This window comes from Edwardsiella hoshinae NBRC 105699 = ATCC 33379 (assembly GCF_000474215.1).
Classification (GTDB): Bacteria; Pseudomonadota; Gammaproteobacteria; order Enterobacterales; family Enterobacteriaceae; genus Edwardsiella; species Edwardsiella hoshinae.
In genome coordinates this window covers 1-19390 of record NZ_BAUC01000009.1, presented here as the reverse complement: position 1 = coordinate 19390, position 19390 = coordinate 1, and the positions used below count along the sequence as shown (strand labels likewise).

Genomic DNA, 19390 nt, shown 5'->3' with positions numbered 1-19390 from the left:
AATGGCGCGTTTAAAACTACAGAATGTCAGTAAAAGCTATGATGGTCGGCAGGCGATCATCAAAGGGATCGATCTGGATGTGCAGGACGGCGAGTTTATCGTCATGGTCGGGCCCTCAGGTTGTGGCAAGTCGACCCTGTTGCGCATGGTTGCTGGTTTGGAGCAGACCAGCGGCGGCGATATTTACATCGGCGATGAGCGGGTCACGCACAAAGAGCCGAAGGATCGCGGCGTGGCGATGGTGTTCCAGAACTATGCGCTATATCCCCATATGACGGTGGCAGAAAACATGGGCTATGGCCTGAAGATCCGCGGGCTGGGTAAGCAGCAAATTCGCCAGCGGGTGGAGGAGGTCGCCCAGATCCTCGAGCTAGAGGCGTTGTTACAACGTCGACCCGGTGAGTTGTCGGGTGGACAGCGCCAGCGCGTGGCGATGGGGCGGGCGATTGTCCGCGAACCGGCGGTATTCTTATTCGACGAGCCACTCTCGAATCTGGACGCCAAGTTGCGGGTGCAGATGCGTTTGGAGTTGCAACAGTTACATCGCCGTCTCAAAACCACCAGTCTGTATGTGACCCACGATCAGGTGGAGGCGATGACCCTGGCGCAGCGAGTGATCGTGCTCAACCAGGGGGTTGCCGAACAGATTGGCACGCCGACCGAGATCTATCATCGCCCGGCCAGCCGCTTTGTCGCAGGTTTCATGGGGGCACCGGCGATGAACCTGTTTGATGGTCAGTTAGCGACCGATGGGCAGACCTTCCAACTGACGGCGACGCAGCACATCTACTTGCAGCATCCGCTGCCGGCTTTGGCGGGGCAGGTGTTGACCCTGGGGATCCGCCCGGAACATCTGTGCCGCGTCGAGGATGATCAACCGGGTAACGCGCTGACTGTCGAGACTTTGGAGCTGTTGGGGGCGGACAACCTGGCGCATGGACGTTGGGGAACGCAGAGCGTCACCGTGCGTTTACCCTACCAGACCTTGCCGGCGGTCGGCAGCGTATTGCGGCTCGGGCTGCCGCAGGCTAACCTGCATTTCTTTGATCCGCGCAATGGGCGGCGTATCAGCGTGCCCGATCAGGAGCCATCATCATGAGTCATTGGCCGTATCCCGCCATCGTCGCCCATCGCGGCGGCGGTAAGTTGGCACCGGAAAACACCCTGGCGGCGATCGATGTGGGGGCCAGCTACGGTCACACCATGATCGAGTTCGATGCTAAATTGAGTGCCGATAGACAGGTTTTTCTCTTGCACGACGACACCTTGGAGCGCACCACTAACGGTTGGGGCGTCGCCGGAGAGCTGCCTTGGGCACGACTGGCGGGGGTGGATGCCGGCGTTGGCTTCGGCCAGCGCTTTGCCGGTGAGCCACTGCCGCTACTGAGCCAGGTGGCGGCGCGTTGTCGTCAGTATGGCATGTTGGCTAACATCGAGATCAAACCCAGCCGGGGTTGCGAGGTTGAGACCGGGCGGGAGGTCGCGCTGGCCGCCGCCGCATTGTGGCACGATGCCGAGATACCACCGCTGCTCTCCTCCTTTTCAACCACGGCACTGGCCGAAGCGCAGCGCGTCGCACCGCAGTTGCCGCGTGGCTTGTTGCTGGAAGCCTGGGATGATGATTGGCTGGCGTTGACGCAAGGCCTCGGTTGCGTGGCGTTGCATATCGATCATCACGCCTTGAATGCCGTACGGGTGGCGGCGATTCGCCAGGCCGGGCTACATATCCTGGTGTATACGGTGAATCAGCCGTCGCGGGCGCGCGAGTTATTAGACTGGGGCGTCGACAGCATCTGCACCGACCGTATCGATCTCATCGGGCCGGACTTCGCCCAGCGCTAAGACGCTCCCGGAGCGCGGGCAGCCGCGTTCGGGCGGGATGGCACGGACTAAGGCAGACGCGTGGCGTTGGGTGTGGCGGGCGTCGTGCTCTGTTGGCGCGGCCATAGCACATCGTTGCGTTGCATCTCTTGATTCAGTTGCTGGATACGTTGCGCCTGAGTGTCACGCATTATCTGAGTTTGCGTGTTGCGCAGACTTTGCTGATTAAACGCTTCGCGTTGTTGCTGAAATTGTTGCTGCTGTTGCTGGATCATCTGCTGCTGTTGTTGCATCAGCGTGCTGTCGGCATGCGCCGATATAATGCCGCTGCCTAGCAGCGCCAAGAAGAGGATGACATCGCGCATGGTAGTGCCTCCATCTCGCTGACATTGCCGCCGTGGTTCTGTCCCGTGAGAGTATAGTCAATACCTCGGGGCGTGATGTGGCGCAAAGTGGGATAAGCGTGGGGATTTTCCCCGCACATTACCGTCATCGCGCTTTTTGTTCTTGCTTTTTAATGTAAAAACCGCAATCTCTGATCGCCGTGCCGTACAGGGTGCGCCACACGAATGTCGTATTCCGCATTTAACAATGCGGTTACAATATGGCTCTTTGATCAGTCGATAGAGGCGAAGTATGGAGCAGTTTGGCGTGATCTCCGTGGCGCAGGCGCAACAGATGTTGGCGCAAGGGCAGGCGATGTTGCTGGATATTCGGGACGCACAGAGCTATGCCGCCGGGCATGTTCCCGGCGCGTTTCATCTCACAGACGCGTCACTGGCGCAACTGATGCGGCAGCATGATGGCGTCATGCCGCTGATGGTGATGTGCTATCACGGCAATAGCAGCCGGGGCGCGGCGCAATATCTGCTGCACCAAGGCTTTGATGAGGTTTACAGCGTTGACGGCGGCTTTGAAGCTTGGCTGCGGGCCTACCCCGGAGCGGTGGCGCGTGGCGGCGACGGTAGCGTCGGCGCTGATTGAAATAAGCAGGTATTCATGGTTCGTGTGATCACATTGCCTAACCCACGTTTGGCGCAGGCATTTATTGACTATATGGCGACACAAGGTGTGCGTTTGCAAGCGGAGGCTGAGGGGCAGGGAATCGCTTTATGGCTAGCGGATGAAAGTCATTTAGCGCAGGTTGAACATGAACTACAACGTTTCCTGCATGAGCCGCAGCATCCGCGCTACCAGGCAGCCAGCTGGCAGAGTGGCTCGACGCATAGCGGGTTGCGTTATGCGCGCTTCGCTTATCTGCGCAATTTCTCTAGTCAGAGTGGGCCGCTGACTATCGGTGTGACGCTGCTGTGTATCTTGGTTTATCTGGGCCAGCTGGCGTTGGGCGATGGTGCGGTGATGGCCTATCTGGCTTGGCCAGCGGACGCGGCGCAGCATTACCAGTTATGGCGTTACTTTACCCCGGCGTTGCTGCATTTTTCCCCGTTACATATCATCTTTAATCTGATGTGGTGGTGGTATCTGGGGGGACAGGTCGAGAAGCGCTTAGGGGCGGCCAAATTGGCGCAGATCACGCTGGTTTCTGCGTTGATGAGCGGCTGGGCGCAGTCACTGTTCAGTGGGATCTATTTTGGAGGTCTATCCGGGGTGGTGTATGCCCTGATGGGCTATGTCTGGTGGTGTGGCGAACGAGCCCCGCAGTTTGGCGTGTCGATGCCGCGCGGCCTGATGGTTTTTTCGCTGTTGTGGCTGCTGGCCGGCTACTTTAATTGGTTTGGCCTCTCTGTCGCCAACGCAGCCCATATCGGAGGTTTGGTCATCGGCCTGTTGATGGCTTTCTGGGACATGCGCCATTTCCGCCGACAGTGAGGCCGCGCCCACTGTCCCGTTTTTATGCTGCCGGGGGAGCCGGTAAACGCAGGGGAGTTTACGTGAAACAAACACAACGCCATGAAGCGATTATCGACCTGGTCCGTCAGCGCGGCTATGTCAGTACCGAGGAGTTGGTCGAGCACTTCGACGTCAGTCCGCAGACTATCCGACGCGACCTGAACGATCTGGCCGAGCAGAACAAGATCCATCGCCATCATGGTGGCGCCGCATTACCGTCTAGTTCGGTTAACGCGGCCTACCACGATCGTAAGGGGATGTGGTCGGAAGAGAAGGCGCGCATCGCCCGTCGGGTGGCGAGCATGATCCCCGATGGCGCTACGCTGTTCATCGACATCGGCACCACGCCCGAGGCGGTGGCTCATGCCTTACTGAATCACCACAATCTGCGCGTGGTGACTAATAACCTCAATGTTGCCAGCCTGTTGATGGCGAAGGAGGATTTTCGTTTGATCTTGGCCGGGGGTGAGGTTCGTACCCGTGACGGTGGGATCGTCGGCGAGGCGACGCTCGACTTTATCTCCCAGTTCCGTTTGGATTACGGCATATTGGGGATCAGCGGTATCGACATGGATGGATCGTTGCTGGAGTTTGACTACCACGAGGTGCGAACCAAGCGGGCGATCATCGAGAACTCACGTTGTGTCATGTTGGTGACGGATCACTCTAAATTCGGTCGTAATGCGATGGTGAATCTCGGTAATATGGAGCAGATCGATTATCTATTCACTGATCAACTGCCCCCGTCGGGGCTGCAAAAAGTGATCGAGCAGCACAGCGTACAGCTGGAGATCTGCTGAGCGCACTCCCCCCGGCGGCCTGTCGTCGGGGCGGAAAACACAGCGCGTCATTTGGTCTAGCGCCTCTTTCTTGCCGGCTGCGAGCGGGTACCTCGAAGGGGATGCCACGTGTTATCCGGCGATCCGTATCCGCACCTTCCTGCCCTTTCCTTCCCGCTGTCGTTTACTTAGTGCGCTGATAGCGCCATCACGCGCCGTTTTCCCCCTATCCGCTCCGGTTGCATGCTTTCGCGCGCGCAGGCGTCGCCTAGGAAGCAGCATCTCCCTAAAAAAGGTAATGATGATATCAATTTTGTGTTATCCGTGGCGCTTGTTTGTGTTTTTGTTTGGTTAATGAATGGTGTATTTGTTGCTTATCGCATATTATAATGCTCGAAAACGAACATTGTTGTCGGTGTATGCGAAGGGGGAGGCAAGGTGGAAATCAAAGACGTGATCGTAATCGGTGGCGGGATCAATGGCGCGGGGATCGCGGCAGATGCCGCCGGCCGCGGGTTATCAGTCCTGATGCTGGAGGCGCGTGATCTGGCTTGCGCTACCTCCTCGGCCAGTTCCAAACTGATTCACGGCGGTTTGCGTTATTTGGAGCATTATGAGTTTCGCCTGGTCAGTGAAGCGCTGGCCGAACGCGAAGTATTACTGAAGATGGCGCCGCATATTGCCTTTCCGCTACGCTTCCGCCTGCCTCATCAACCCCATTTACGCCCGGCCTGGATGATCCGTGCCGGTTTATTTCTCTATGATCATTTGGGGAAGCGTACCACCTTGCCGGGAAGTCGGAGCCTGCGTTTCGCGGCTGACTCGGTGTTACAACCCAATCTGACGCGCGGTTTCGAGTATTCGGATTGTTGGGTCGATGATGCGCGCCTGGTGGTGCTGAATGCTATGGCCGTGGCGGAGAAGGGGGGGGAGGTTCGTACGCGTACTGAAGTGACTCGTGCTTGGCGTGAGCAGGGGCTATGGGTAGTCGAAGCGCGCGATACGCTGAGCGGTGAGTGCCTGACCTGGCGCGCGCGCGGCCTGGTGAATGCCACGGGGCCCTGGGTTAAGCAGTTCTTTGACGACAGTCTACAGCTCAAGTCGCCCTATGGCATCCGCCTGATCAAGGGCAGTCATATCGTGGTGCCGCGGGTACACGATCAGCCTCAGGCTTATATCTTGCAGAATGAGGATCAGCGCATTGTGTTCGTCATTCCCTGGCTTGATGAGTTCTCGATCATCGGGACGACCGATGTGGAGTACCACGGCGATCCGCGTGCGGTAGCCATCGATGATCAAGAGATAGACTATCTGCTGCGGGTGTATAACCGCCACTTCCAGCGTCCTCTGAGCCGTCAGGATATCGTCTGGTGCTATTCCGGCGTACGCCCGCTGTGTGATGACGAATCCGATGCTCCGCAGGCCATCACCCGTGACTACACGTTGGATATCCACGATCAGAATGGTCAGGCTCCACTTCTGTCGGTGTTTGGCGGTAAGCTGACAACCTACCGTAAGTTGGCGGAGCATGCGCTAGAAAAACTGCGCCCCTACTATACCCATTGCGGCGACGCCTGGACCAAGGGGGCGGTGTTGCCTGGCGGTGAGATGGGCTGCGATCGTGATAGCTATGCCGTGGCGCTACAGCGCCGCCATGGTTGGCTGCCGCCGGCGTTGGCCCGCCGTTATGCGCATACCTACGGCGCACGCAGCGAGCGAGTGATCGGTGTGGCGACCTCACTGGCGGCATTGGGCGAACATTTCGGGCATGGCTTGTATGAGGCAGAGCTGCGTTACCTGATGGCCCAGGAGTGGGTCGTGACGGCGGAGGACGCCCTATGGCGTCGTACTAAGCTGGGAATGTGGCTGGATGAGACGCAGCGTCAGCGGGTCGCTGACTGGCTGGCGGTGCAGCGTGCCGCTTAATCCGGTGCGATAACGGATGCGCACGCCGGCCCGCTGAGGTGGCGTGCGCATTGGCGCTTAGAGTTTCACAGGCTTGATATGCCAGATCTCGTCGGCATACTCCTGGATGGTACGATCGGAGGAGAAGTACCCCATATTGGCGATGTTTTGTAACGTTTTACGCGTCCATTCGTCGGGATGGGCGTACACTTCATCTACCCGATCCTGAGTGTCGACATAGCTGCGATAGTCGGCCAATAGCTGGTAATAATCACCGAAGTTGATCAGTGAGTCGAACAGGCTGGCATAGCGACGTGGCTCGTCTGGGCTAAATAGCCCCGAGGCAATTTGGTTAATTGCCTGGTTTAGCTCGGGATCGCGTTCGTAATAGTCGCGCGGGTTATAACCATTATGTCGCAGCGCTGCCACCTGTTCGGTGGTGTTGCCGAAGATAAACATGTTCTCTTCCCCGACCCGTTCGCGGATCTCGACGTTAGCGCCATCCAAGGTACCGATGGTTAAGGCGCCGTTGAGGGCGAATTTCATGTTGCTGGTGCCGGATGCCTCGGTGCCGGCGGTGGAGATCTGCTCCGACAGATCGGCGGCCGGGATGATCAGTTGCGCCAGGCTGACGCTGTAGTTGGGGATGAAGACCACCTTGAGTTGCCCGTCGAGCCGCTCGTCGGCGTTGATCACCTTGGCGACATCGTTGATCAGGCGGATGATAAGTTTAGCGTTATAGTAGGCCGAGGCTGCCTTACCGGCGAAGATCTTCACCCGGGGTACCCGCTCGGCGTCCGGCTCTTGGAGGATACGGTTGTACAACGTGATGATATGCAGCACGTTGAGCAACTGACGCTTGTATTCGTGGATACGCTTGACCTGCACGTCGAACAGCGCCTTGGGGTTGATCACGGTATTCAGATGCAGTGCGACATACAGCGCCAGTTGGCGCTTGTTATGCTGCTTAGCCTGCTGGATCTCACGAATAAAGGTTGGGTAGTCGGCATGCGGGAGCAGCTCGCTGAGCATCTCCAGATCGGTGCGCCAGCGTCGACCGATGGTGTTGTCCAACACCTTCGACAGCGGCTGGTTGGCCTGTGCCAGCCAACGGCGTGGGGTGATGCCATTGGTCTTGTTGCAGAAACGGTCGGGGAATAAACGGGCAAAGTCAGCGAACAATGATGTGACCATCAGCTCCGAGTGCAACTTGGAGACACCGTTGACCTTATGGCTGCCGATCACCGCCAGCCAAGCCATACGGACCTGGCGGCCGTTGCTTTCGTCGATGATCGATACTCGGCGTAATAGGGCGTCGTCGTCCGGATAACTCGCCTGAACCTTCTTGAGAAAATGATCGTTGATCTCGAAGATGATCTGGAGATGGCGCGGTAAGATCCGTCCTAACATATCCACCGGCCAGGTCTCCAACGCCTCGCTCATCAGCGTGTGGTTGGTGTAGGAGAAGATCTGCATCACCGCCTGCCAGGCTTGCTCCCAAGGGTAGTGATGCTCGTCGATTAGCAGACGCATCAACTCGGGAATCGACAGTACCGGGTGGGTATCGTTGAGGTGAATGGCAACTTTCTCGGCCAAGTTGTCCAAGCGGTGATGGGTCAGCAGATGGCGGTTGATGATATCCTGAACCGTGGCCGAGACCAGGAAGTACTCCTGGCGCAGGCGCAGTTCACGGCCACAGTAGGTGGAGTCGTCCGGATAGAGTACGCGCGATACGTTTTCCGAGTGGTTCTTATCCTCAACGGCGGCGAAATAGTCGCCTTGGTTAAACTTGCCGAGGTTAATCTCGTTACTGGCGCGTGCCGACCAGAGACGCAGGGTATTGGTGGCGCAGATGTCAAAACCGGGAATGATCTGATCGTAGGCTAAGGCCAGGACCTCCTCTGTTTCCAGCCAGCGGGTACGGTTGCCCTCCTGCTGAATACGCCCGCCGAAGCGTACTCGATAGCGGGTATTGTGGCGCACAAACTCCCAGGCGTTGCCATACTCTAGCCAGTTATCGGGCGATTCGGCTTGCTGACCATTGACGATGTTCTGTTTGAACATGCCATACTCATAGCGGATGCCATAACCGTTGGCCGGTAGTCCCAGCGAAGCCATCGAGTCGAGGAAGCAGGCCGCCAGACGCCCCAGTCCCCCATTACCCAGCCCGGGATCGAGCTCTTCATTCAACAGTTCATCCAAATCGATGCCCATTTCATCGAGTGCTTTCTTGGTCTCATCGTAGACACCGATAGCCATCAGGGCATTGGAGAGGGTACGCCCGAGTAAGAACTCCATCGACAGGTAGTAGACCTGGCGCAGATCCTGTGAGTACTGGGCGCGGACCGAACGCAGCCAGCATTCGACGATGCGATCGCGTACGGCGAACAAGGTGGCGTTCAACCAGTCGTGTTGGTTGGCGGCGGCGGGATCCTTGCCGACGGTAAACATTAACTTATAGGCGATGGAGTGCTTGAGTGCTTCGATGCTAACGACGGGGGACGTATAGTTAAAGGGTGAGTTCATCATAACAGTTCCCGATCCTCGGTACCGGGCGTAGGCCCGGTCATGGTATTACGGTGGCCATCCCCTCGCAGATCCGTTTGCGGGTCGGGGTGAGGCTACCCTCGGGCCGGCAGGTTTGCCGGCCTACATCGTTGAGGCGCATACGCCTCCGTGCTTACAGGCTGCGGTATAGCGCCAGATAACGTTCGGCGGCGCGATCCCAGCCGAATGATTGCGCCATGGCCTGACGCTGAACGTAGCGCCATAGGGTTGGTCGGCTCCACAGGACTAGTGCTCGGCGAATGGCGCAGGCCAGATCGGCGGCGTTACAGTCATGGAAGACGAAACCGGTGGCGCTGCCGTCGGAGAGATTCTCCAGCGTGCAGTCATTGACTGTATCGGCTAGGCCGCCGGTGTGACGTACCAGTGGCAATGAACCGTATTTGAGACCATACAGCTGGGTGAGACCGCAGGGCTCGAAGCGACTCGGAACCACGATCACATCGGCACCGGCCATGATGCGGTGGGAGAAGGCCTCGTGGTAGCCTATTTGGACGCCGACTTGGCCGGGATGTTCAACCGCGGCGGCCAAGAAGGCCTCCTGTAACGAGGTGTCGCCGGCACCGAGCAACGCCAACTGAGCCCCCCCGGCCAGCAGGGTGGGCAGGGCCGCCAGCAGCAGATCCAGCCCCTTCTGGCTGGTGAGACGGCTGACCACGGCAAACAGCGGTTTGTTGGCGTCGACATCCAGCCCCATGGCGGTTTGCAGGTGAAGTTTGTTTTCCGCCTTGTCACGCAGCGTTTCGCGGCGGTAGGTCCGGGCGATCAACGCGTCACTGGCCGGGTTCCAGATACTGTCATCCACGCCATTGAGGATACCACTCAGGGTGCCGGTACTGGCGCGCCATTGCAGCAATCCCTCCATGCCATAGGCGAATTCGGGATGGGTGATCTCCTGAGCATAGGTGGGGCTGACAGTGGTGACATGGTCGGCATAGTACAATCCCGCCTTCATAAAAGAGATCTGCCCGTGGAACTCCAGCCCATAGATTTGGAAGAAATGGCGCGGCAGGGCTAACTCATCTAGGTGGCGCGCGTCGAACAGCCCTTGATAGGCCAGGTTGTGTACGGTAAACACCGAGCGAGCCGGATTGCCGCGTGCCGCCAGATAGGCGCAGGCCAGACCGGCGTGCCAGTCATGAGCGTGCACTACCTGCGGCCGCCAGAAGGGATCGCAGTCGCAGGCTAGCTCCGCCGCGATCCAACCCAATAGAGCGAAACGCAGGTGGTTATCGCCATAAGCGTTTAGCCACTGGTCATGATAAGGACTGCCGGGGCGTTGGTAGAGATGGGGGGCGTCGATGATATAGACGCCGACACCGTGGTAGATGCCGTAACGCAGCGAGACGCGGCCGGCAAAGGTCTCTAGTTGGGCGACCTCATCGCTGTTAGTAATGCCGGCCAAAATGGCCGGGAACCCGGGAACTAATACGCGCACGTTGGCGCCCTGGGCGATCTGGGCGGCAGGCATGGCGCCGACCACATCGGCTAATCCGCCAGTCTTTAGCAGCGGAAAAAGTTCAGAACACACGTGTAAGACGTACATGGTTACTCCTCGCTCTGCGGCCTGGAGACCGCAGGGTGATCACAGACGCGCGAGCATGTCGCGCGTTACCAAAACGATGCCGCTTTCCGAACGATAAAAGCGGCGGCTATCTTCTTCGGCGTTTTCGCCGATCACCATTCCCTCCGGCAGGTGGCAAGCTCGATCGATGATGCAACGTCGTAGCCGGCAGGAGCGGCCGATGTAGACATCGGGCAGCAGCACGGAGGAGTCGATGGTGCAGAATGAGTTGATGCGAACACGCGGGAACAGGACCGAATGCACGACCACCGAACCGGAGATGATGCAGCCGCCAGAGACCAGCGAGTTCATGGTCATGCCGTGACTACCTGAGCGGTCTTGTACGAACTTGGCCGGTGGCAGCGACTCCATATAGGTGCGGATCGGCCAGTGGTTATCGTACATGTCCAGCTCCGGCGTGACCGACGCCAGGTCGAGGTTAGCCCGCCAGTAGGCATCCAGGGTACCGACATCACGCCAGTAGGGCGGGGTGTCGGCGTTGCCGCTGGTGACGCAGGAGAGGGTGAAGGGGTGTGCCCAGGCGCGGCCCTGTGCAGTGGCCTTGGGGATCAGATCTTGGCCGAAGTCATGGCAGGAGCCGGGGGTGTGGATATCCTCTTCCAGCAATTGAAACAGGTAGTCGGCGTTGAAGACGTAGATCCCCATGCTGGCCAGCGACATCTCCTCGTCGCCAGGCATCCCCGGCGGGGTGGCCGGTTTCTCTAGAAACTTGAGGATACGGTGATCGTCGTTGACCTCCATCACGCCGAAGGCACTGGCTTCGGCGCGGGGCACTGGAATGCAGGCAACACTACAGCCAGCACCGCTCTCGACATGGTCGAGCAACATGCGTGAGTAGTCCATCTTGTAGATATGGTCGCCTGCCAGGATCACCACATAGTCGGCGTGGTAACGGCGGATGATATCCAGATTCTGGTAGACGGCATCGGCGGTGCCGCGGTACCAGGTCTCCGAGGCGTCACGTTGCTGGGCTGGTAGTAGATCGACGAACTCGTTCATCGACTCGTTAAGGATCGACCAGCCGCGTTGAATATGCTGCACCAGGGTATGGGAGTGGTATTGGGTGATCACGCCGATGCGCCGAATACCGGAATTGATGCAATTGGAGAGGGCGAAGTCGATGATGCGGAATTTGCCGCCGAAATGCACCGCCGGTTTGGCGCGAGTCTTGGTGAGATCTTTTAGGCGCGATCCTCGCCCTCCGGCCAGGATCAGCGCGACGGACTGTTGCGGCAGCTGGCGGGCCAACATCAGTTTATTTTGAGTGTCTGATTTCACCATTTCTGACTCCTTGTAAAAGGCCGACGGCACCGCGAGTGGCGCCGTGCTAGCGCGCTAGATACGCATAAATAGACAGCAGCTACGGGCGGCAAGAGATTGGCGGCCACCGTGCATGTCTTCCCGTAAGTCGGCAAAAGGGGGCGGAATATGCCAGTCGCCGGGTGGCAGCGTTATCGTCTGCGCATCCGCGCCGCCGTTGATCACCAACAGCCACTGCTCTGCCAGTAGGATCTGCAACGCACCGGGTGGCAGTGCCTGCCATTGCTGTGGCGTCATGGGCTGCGCGTCGGCGTTTAGCCAGCACACGCTGCCGTCGTTATCATTCCACCAGCGATCGTCACTCAGCGCTGAGATGCGCTGCCGCAAGTGGATCAGTTGGGCGGTGAAGTGCAGCATCCTCTCATCGGCCAGGGCCCAATCGAGCCAGGTGGTGGGGTTGTCCTGGCAGTAGGCGTTGTTATTGCCCTGCTGCGAGTGACCGATCTCGTCGCCGGCGAGTAGCATCGGCGTGCCTTGGGCCAGTAGCAGCGTGGTGAGTAGCGCTCGGGCGCTGGCTTGGCGTCGCGCTTGGATCTCATCTTCAGCGTCGATGCCTTCTACCCCATGGTTATTGCTGTAGTTCTGGGTGTGACCGTCGCGGTTGTCCTCGCCGTTGGCTTGGTTATGGCGCTGGTTGTAGCTCAGCAGATCGCGCAGGGTAAAGCCGTCATGGCAACTGATCAGATTCACGCTGGCGGAGGGCCGTCGACCGGGTGCGCGGAACAGATCGCTAGAGGCGGCGAAACGGGTGGCGAAGTCGCCGTTGCTAGCGCTGCCCTGAAGCCAGAAGCGGCGCATGTCATCGCGGAAACGGTCGTTCCATTCGGCAAAATATTGCGGGAATTGGCCCAGTTGGTAGCCATCGGGGCCGATGTCCCAGGGCTCGGCGATAAACTTCACCTTAGCGAGACAGGGATCTTGTGCGATGGCGATAAACAGTGGCGATTGGCGGCTGAAGGTGGGGGTGCGCCCCAGGGTGGTTCCCAGATCGAAACGGAAGCCATCGACGTGGCAGGTCTCGACCCAGTAGCGCAGGCAATCCATTACCCACTGTACGCTGTGGTGCTCGGTCAGGCATAGGGTATTGCCGCAGCCGCTCCAGTTCGCTAACCGGCCTTGCTCATCGTGCCAGTAGTAGCTGCGGTTATCGATGCCGCGCAGCGAGACCATGGGCCCTGCTTCGTCCAACTCGGCGGTGTGATTGAAGACGACGTCGAGGATCACCTCAATGCCGGCTCGGTGCAGGGCGGCTACCGTAGCGCAGAATTCGCTCAGTGGCGTACTGCCGCGTCGTCCGGAATGGTAGCGAGGTTCAAGAGCGAAGGGAGCTAGCACGTTGTAGCCCCAGTAGTTGCTGAGTCCTAACCGTTGCAGGCGCGGCTCATCGGCATGCATCTGGATGGGGAGGAGCTCCAGGGTCGTGATCCCCAGTCGGGCGTAATGTTCTAGCATCACCGGGTGTGACAGTGCCGCGTAACTGCCACGCAGTTCTGGCGGAATGGCCGGGTGTAGGCGAGTCAGGCCCCGCACGTGCGCCTCATAAATCACTGTACGACGCCAGGGAATGTTCGGTGAGACATCCTCCTGCCAGGCGTAGCGTTCATCACTGACGATGCAGCGGGGCAGCGGATCGCGGTTGTCGCGCCAGTCCGGTTCCTGTAGCCCACCGCACAGACGTTCGTCGAGCGGCAACGCACGGGTGAGTGCCCGGGCGTAGGGATCTAGCACCATTTTGGCTGGGTTAAAACGCAAGCCCTTTTCCGGCTGCCAGGGGCCGTAGATGCGGTAGGCGTACTCCAGCCCGGCGTGTTCGCCCGGCAAGAGCCCATGCCATACGTCGCCGCTACGCGCCGGCAGTTCATAGGATTGCTGGCGTCCTGCGCGATCGAACAGGCACAGCTCGATGCGTTGGGCGTGCGCCGAGGCGATGGCGAAGTTGATCCCCTGTGGCGTCACGTGTGCGCCCAGGGGGTAAGCCTTACCCGGCCTGAGCATCGTCCTCGCTCCCATTATCCAGGCATAGATAGAGCGTCGACAACGGCGGGAGGGTCAGTTGCAGGGAGTGCTCGCACCCGTGGCTGCCGATCGTCTCGCTCGCCACACCGCCTTGGTTGCCGCAGTTGCTACCGTGATAGTGACTGGAGTCGGTATTCAGGATCTCGCGGTAGCGTCCCGGGAGATCGACGCCGATACGGTAGTGATGACGCGGCACCGGAGTGAAGTTGCTGACCACCAGGATCTCATTGCCCAGATCGTCTCGCCGGACGAAAGCGAAGACCGAGTTTTGTTTGTCGTCAACCACGCGCCAGCGGAAGCCGCGCGCATCGCAATCCCAGCGATGTAGGGCGCCGCAACTGCGGTAGCATTGGTTCAGGTCGCGTACCAGGCGCTGCACGCCGTGGTGCCAGTTGTCTTCGCCCTCCAGCAGGTGCCAGTCCAGGCTCGCTTCGTGATTCCATTCGCGTCCCTGGGCGAACTCTCCGCCCATGAACAGCAGTTTCTTACCGGGATGAGCCCACATGAAGCCGTAGTAGGCTCGTAGGTTGGCGAACTTTTGCCAGGCGTCGCCCGGCATCTTGTCCAGCAATGACCCTTTACCGTGTACTACTTCGTCGTGCGAGAGCGCCAATACGAAGTTCTCGCTCCAGGCGTACAATAGGCCGAAGGTCATCAGATGGTGGTGGTATTTGCGATGCACCGGATCATGTTTCATGTAGTTGAGGGTGTCGTGCATCCATCCCATGTTCCATTTGAAGTGGAAGCCGAGCCCATTGGCATCCGGTGGTAGGGTGACGCCGGCGAAATCGGTCGACTCCTCCGCGATGCTGATGGCGCCGGGGCGTTGCTCGCCGAGGGTGCGGTTGGTGTAGCGTAGGAATTCGATGGCTTCAAGATTTTGATTGCCGCCGTGGCAGTTCGGCACCCACTCTCCTTCGGCGCGGCTGTAGTCGCGGTAGACCATCGACGCCACGGCATCGACACGCAAGCCATCGATGCCGTAACGCTCTTGCCAGAATAACGCGTTTCCCGCCAGGAAGTTACGTACTTCGTGGCGGCCATAGTTGTAGATCAGGGTGTTCCAATCCTGGTGGAATCCTTCACGGGGATCGGCGTATTCATACAGCGCCGTGCCGTCGAAGGTTGCCAGTCCCCAGTCGTCGCTGGGGAAGTGACCCGGCACCCAGTCGAGCAGGACGTTGATCCCGGCGGCATGGGCGGCGTCGATGAAAGCGCGGAATTCTTGCGGTGTGCCGTAACGCCGGGTCGGGGCGTACAGCCCGAGCGGTTGGTAGCCCCAGGAGCCATCGAAAGGGTGCTCGTTGATCGGCAGCAGCTCAATGTGGGTGAAGCCCATCTCTTTGACGTAAGGGATCAGTTGCTCTGCCATCTCTCGGTAGCTGAGCCAGTAGTTATTGTCGCTGTGGCGTCGCCAGGAGCCGAGATGCACCTCGTAGATGGAGATGGGGGCGCTGAAACCATTGGCGGCACTACGCTGGGCGCTGGAGGCACACTTTTCCGGTAATGGCGCGACCAGGGAGGCGGTGTCGGGGCGCATCTGCGCCTCGAAGGCGTAAGGATCGGCCTTGAGTACGCGATCACCGTTGGCATCGATCAGTTCGAATTTATACAGCTCGCCGGCCTCCAGCGCCGGGATGAACAGCTCCCAGATCCCGCTCTCTTGGCGTAGACGCATTGGATGGCGGCGGCCGTCCCAATGGTTGAAGTTACCGACGACTGAGACGCGCTGGGCATTAGGCGCCCAGACAGCGAAGCTGACACCGCGAATGTCGGCCAATTGAGTCAGATGGGCACCCAGGCGCTCGTAGGGGCGCAGGTGGGTTCCCTCGTTCAGTAGCCAATTATCGATCTCCCCCAGCAAGGGGCCGAAACGGTAGGGATCTTCCAACAGGTGTTGCTGCTCGCCCCAAGTGACCCGCAGCAAGTAGGGAAACGGCTTCTTACGTCGAGGCAGCAGGCCGCAGAAAAAGCCGCCGTCATGGAGACGTTCCAGGGTGGCGACGGTACGCCCGTTTTTGCGGTCGACGACTTGCACCGCTTGGGCATCGGGCATCAGTGCGCGTACCGCCAGCCCTTTGGCCGTCGAATGCATCCCGAGCAGGGCGAAGGGATCGGCACAATGGCCGGTTAACAGTTGTTGGATCGTGTGTTTGCTGGGAAGTACGGACATGGCATTCTTCCTTTAATTGACAGCATGGGATGTTTGACGCCACAACGGGGGTGACGGTAAACCCCATCCTCATGCTGGCCATCAGTCTGAGTGCTACCGGCCAGTATTGCCTCCCGGTAGCGAGAATATCATTTTCACTCTGCGCGGTATCAGCGCGCCGTCGTTGCCGCGCCATGGTTAAGCATAGTCAGCTTTATGCGCCGGCGGCGGCGCGGCGCACGTTTTGCGTTAGGCGGGTACGGCCAGGATGGGCTGCACCGGGTGGCGTGCGGGTAGACGTGCTAACGCCTCCTGGGTAACCAGGACGATGCCTTGCGGACTACGGTAGAAATCGCGCGCGTCTTGCTGGGCGTCTTCGCCGATCGTCAAGCCATCGGGCAGACGGCAACCACGATCGATGACGCAACGCCGTAGGCGGCATCCGCGTCCGACATATACCTTCGGCATCAGCACGCTGGCCTCGATGGACGCCTCCGGCGCGACCTCGACGCGGGCCGACAGGATCGCGTCCTGGATATGAGCGCTATCGATGACGCAGCCACCGCCAATCAGGGCGTTTTCGACTTTATTCCCGACATGGCGCGCTGACTGTTTGAAACGGGCGGGGGCTAATTGTGCGTGTTTGCTGATGATCGGCCAGTTGGGATCGAACGGATCTAGACGCGGTGGCGTGCTGATCAGATCGATATTGGCTTCCCAGTAGGCATCCAAGGTACCGACGTCGCGCCAATAGGCCTCGCCGTCGGCCGTGAATCCCATGCAGGAGCGGCCGAAAGGATGCGCGTACGCGACGCCAGCGCGCACTGCTGCCGGGATGATGTCTTGGCCGAAATCGAAACTGGTCTGGGGATCGGTTTGCGTCTCATCCAGGGCCTGGTAGAGGTAATCGGCGTTAAAAATATAGATCCCCATCGAAGCCAGTGAGCGAGTCGGGTCGCCCGGCATGGCTGGTGGATGCGCCGGTTTTTCTTCGAAACGGGTGATCTGGAACTGTTCATCGACAGCCATCACACCAAAGGCATGCGCTTGCTCTCGGGGGACTTCAATACAGCCAACAGTACATTGTGCGCCAGACTTCACATGATCTAATAGCATCTGGGCGTAGTTCATCTTATAAATATGATCGCCAGCTAAGATAACAACATATTCTGGACGATAGTGCTGCTGCATAATGGTTTTATTCTGGTATACCGCATCGGCGGTGCCGCGGTACCAGTGCCCTTCTTCCAACTGCTGACGTGCCGGAAGCAGATCGATAAACTCATTACGTTCCGAATGGAGAAATGACCAGCCATGTTGAATATGACGGAGTAACGAGTGAGCTTTATACTGGGTGATGACGCCGACGCGGCGCAAACCGGAATTAATGCAGTTGGAGAGGGTAAAATCAATGATACGGAAGCGACTGCCAAAATAGACAGCCGGTTTAGCCCGCCCATCGGTTAAACCATTAAGCCGGGTTCCGCGTCCGCCGGCTAATACCAGCGCCACTGTCCGTTGGGTTAACTGGCCGATAAGTGCAATATCTGTAACGCTATGAGTCATGGTCACGTCCTTATTTGACAAATCCCTATCCCCCATTGCCCAGCGCAGGCAAGGAAAGGCGCGGATGATGCCGAGCACCCGCTGCGAAGGCTTAACTATTCGGTATCATAATGTTGAGTAGTAATAACAATGGATATTATTGATATGAACAAAACCAATTGAATACTTATTTAATACCAAAGTGCGGCGTTATTTACTCATGATAATCACACAATGTCGAATAATGTAATCTGACTCTTTGCTAAATTCAATGTGAGATTGAGAGTATGGTCATGTGTAACGGGTATAATATAGCGGTGAATATTATGACTATACGGGTAACATACGACAAATAATGCAAAGAAACGAAAGTGGATATCTATTGGTATTAATTTATTTGATTTTGATTTATAAGGGATAAAATTTTCCCTTAGCAGAAAAAACAAAAAATGCGAGAAATAATGGCCGCCGAGTGAGCGGCCATTATTTTTTTAACCGGCAGAAACGCGTCGCCGCCGTTTATCCAAATCCTTTATCAGGCGATTAATTTGGTCATTATTAAATAGTTCCTCAAGGGTGGCGCTGAGTTTACGTCGCCAGTTAGGGTATTCGTTACAGGTGCCGGGTACGTTGACCGGGCGGGTCATGTTGAGCCAGTCTTCGGGTTGGAGACCGAGTAGGGCGCTGGCACTATCGGCCACATAACGTTGGATCCCGCGGTTGAGGCAGGGGGTCATCGTCATGCGTTCGGCATGGCGACCGGTGCGACGAGGTAGGCAGCCATAGTGGTGCAGGCCATCGAGCAAGCCTTGTTTGGCCGCCGCCCGGTCTTGGTATAACCCGGCGAGGACCTCGCGATCGGGATAGAGACCTAAGCGCTCGCCGAGGCGCAGATCGTCGGCCTGCCAATAACCATGCAGCGTTGGCAGATCATGGGTGGTGACGGTAGCCATTGCCTGCACGTTATAGCTCTGCGGTGCACGGAAGACATGGTCGCCGTCACGCTCGAAGTACAGCACCTTGTAGGAATAGACGCCGTATTCGCGCAGTTTAGCGATAATCTCAACCGGTACAGTCCCCAGATCTTCGCCGATCACCATGCAATGGTTGCGTTGACTCTCCAGCGCTAAGATCGCCAAGAGATCATCGAGCGGATACTGTACATAGGCGCCCTCTGAGGCCGATGCGCCTTGCGGGATCCACCATAGGCGCAGCAGCGACATGACGTGGTCGATGCGTAACGCGCCGCAGTGACGCATGTTGGCGCGTAGCATCTCGATAAAAGGCTGGTAGCCAAGGGTGTGCAGGGTCTGGGGATCCATCGGCGGTAGCCCCCAGTTCTGTCCTAACGGGCCAAGGATATCCGGAGGGGCGCCGACGGAGGCTTGTAGGCAATATAATTCCGGTTCGCTCCAGGTTTCTGCCCCGCCTTGTGCCACGCCGACCGCCAGATCGCGATACAGCCCGATCGGCATGGCGTGTTGATTCGCCAGGTGATAACAGTCAGCCAATTGGCTATCGGCCAGCCACTGCAACCAGAGGAAAAAAGTGACCTCTTGCGCATGTTGGCGGCAGAACTGGGCGACATCCGGGCTGTCGGCGCGCCGTAGGGCGGGCGGCCATACCGGCCAGCCCCACATCTGTGCATCCTGGGCTTGCAGGTGGTGATGTAGCGCATCGAAGGCCGCCTGGTGTTGTAGGCTTTTCCCTCCCCGTTGAACGAAGTGTTGGAAGGCTTGGGCGCGAGCATCGTTACCTTGTGGGTTGAAAGCCTGGAAGGCGAGACGCAAGCCTTCCAGTTTGAGCGCGTAGACGGCAGGGTAATCGACCCAGTCACTGGCTCGGGCCGCC

Annotated in this window: 14 protein-coding genes; 6 read left to right on the top strand and 8 right to left on the bottom strand. The window is 58.4% G+C overall.

Annotation, left to right across the window (positions count from 1 at the left end; translation table 11 throughout):
- The first annotated feature begins 1 nt into the window (after window position 1).
- Window positions 2-1099, top strand: a complete 1098-nt coding sequence (locus EHO01S_RS03510) for a sn-glycerol-3-phosphate import ATP-binding protein UgpC (RefSeq protein ID WP_024522662.1) — start codon at window positions 2-4, stop codon at window positions 1097-1099.
- Window positions 1096-1842: a glycerophosphodiester phosphodiesterase gene (ugpQ, locus tag EHO01S_RS03505; RefSeq protein ID WP_024522661.1), complete on the top strand. Its 747-nt coding sequence runs from the start codon at window positions 1096-1098 to the stop codon at window positions 1840-1842. Before EHO01S_RS03510 ends, ugpQ begins: the two co-directional genes overlap by 4 nt.
- A 47-nt stretch (window positions 1843-1889) precedes the next feature.
- On the opposite strand, the gene EHO01S_RS03500 is transcribed toward ugpQ, so the two are convergent.
- Window positions 1890-2186 (bottom strand): hypothetical protein, encoded by a 297-nt coding sequence (locus EHO01S_RS03500; protein ID WP_024522660.1) that lies wholly within the window; start codon window positions 2184-2186, stop codon window positions 1890-1892.
- Between the two features lie 271 nt (window positions 2187-2457).
- Here EHO01S_RS03500 and glpE point away from each other — a divergent pair, with 271 nt between their 5' ends.
- The 4 genes from glpE (at window position 2458) to glpD (ending at window position 6377) form a co-directional block, all read left to right on the top strand.
- A complete protein-coding gene (gene glpE / locus EHO01S_RS03495) occupies window positions 2458-2805 on the top strand; it encodes a thiosulfate sulfurtransferase GlpE (protein WP_024522659.1) in 348 nt (115 codons plus the stop codon).
- 15 nt (window positions 2806-2820) lie between these two features.
- Window positions 2821-3651, top strand: a complete 831-nt coding sequence (gene glpG / locus EHO01S_RS03490) for a rhomboid family intramembrane serine protease GlpG (protein ID WP_024522658.1) — start codon at window positions 2821-2823, stop codon at window positions 3649-3651.
- A gap of 62 nt (window positions 3652-3713) precedes the next feature.
- Window positions 3714-4472 carry a DeoR/GlpR family transcriptional regulator gene (locus EHO01S_RS03485; RefSeq protein WP_024522657.1) on the top strand — a complete coding sequence of 253 codons (759 nt, stop codon included), beginning with the start codon at window positions 3714-3716 and terminating at the stop codon, window positions 4470-4472.
- 417 nt (window positions 4473-4889) lie between these two features.
- On the top strand, window positions 4890-6377 hold the full coding sequence (glpD, locus tag EHO01S_RS03480) for a glycerol-3-phosphate dehydrogenase (RefSeq protein WP_024522656.1): 1488 nt from the start codon (window positions 4890-4892) through the stop codon (window positions 6375-6377).
- Window positions 6378-6434: 57 nt separating this feature from the next.
- Here the strand turns inward: glpD and glgP are convergent, their stop codons facing one another.
- From glgP to malQ, 7 genes are all read right to left on the bottom strand, one after another.
- Complete coding sequence (gene glgP / locus EHO01S_RS03475) at window positions 6435-8882, bottom strand: glycogen phosphorylase (protein WP_024522655.1); 2448 nt, start codon at window positions 8880-8882, stop codon at window positions 6435-6437.
- 154 nt (window positions 8883-9036) lie between these two features.
- A complete protein-coding gene (gene glgA / locus EHO01S_RS03470; RefSeq protein WP_024522654.1) occupies window positions 9037-10467 on the bottom strand; it encodes a glycogen synthase GlgA in 1431 nt (476 codons plus the stop codon).
- Window positions 10468-10506: 39 nt separating this feature from the next.
- Window positions 10507-11787 carry a glucose-1-phosphate adenylyltransferase gene (gene glgC / locus EHO01S_RS03465; protein WP_024522653.1) on the bottom strand — a complete coding sequence of 427 codons (1281 nt, stop codon included), beginning with the start codon at window positions 11785-11787 and terminating at the stop codon, window positions 10507-10509.
- A gap of 54 nt (window positions 11788-11841) precedes the next feature.
- Window positions 11842-13821, bottom strand: coding sequence for a glycogen debranching protein GlgX (gene glgX / locus EHO01S_RS03460; protein ID WP_024522652.1), 1980 nt, complete (start codon window positions 13819-13821; stop codon window positions 11842-11844).
- Window positions 13805-16015, bottom strand: coding sequence for a 1,4-alpha-glucan branching protein GlgB (glgB, locus tag EHO01S_RS03455; RefSeq protein WP_024522651.1), 2211 nt, complete (start codon window positions 16013-16015; stop codon window positions 13805-13807). Before glgB ends, glgX begins: the two co-directional genes overlap by 17 nt.
- Window positions 16016-16243: 228 nt before the next feature.
- A complete protein-coding gene (gene glgC, locus EHO01S_RS03450; RefSeq protein ID WP_024522650.1) occupies window positions 16244-17560 on the bottom strand; it encodes a glucose-1-phosphate adenylyltransferase in 1317 nt (438 codons plus the stop codon).
- Between the two features lie 470 nt (window positions 17561-18030).
- A partial coding sequence (gene malQ, locus EHO01S_RS03445; RefSeq protein WP_024522649.1) for a 4-alpha-glucanotransferase occupies window positions 18031-19390 on the bottom strand: 1360 nt, incomplete at its 5' end.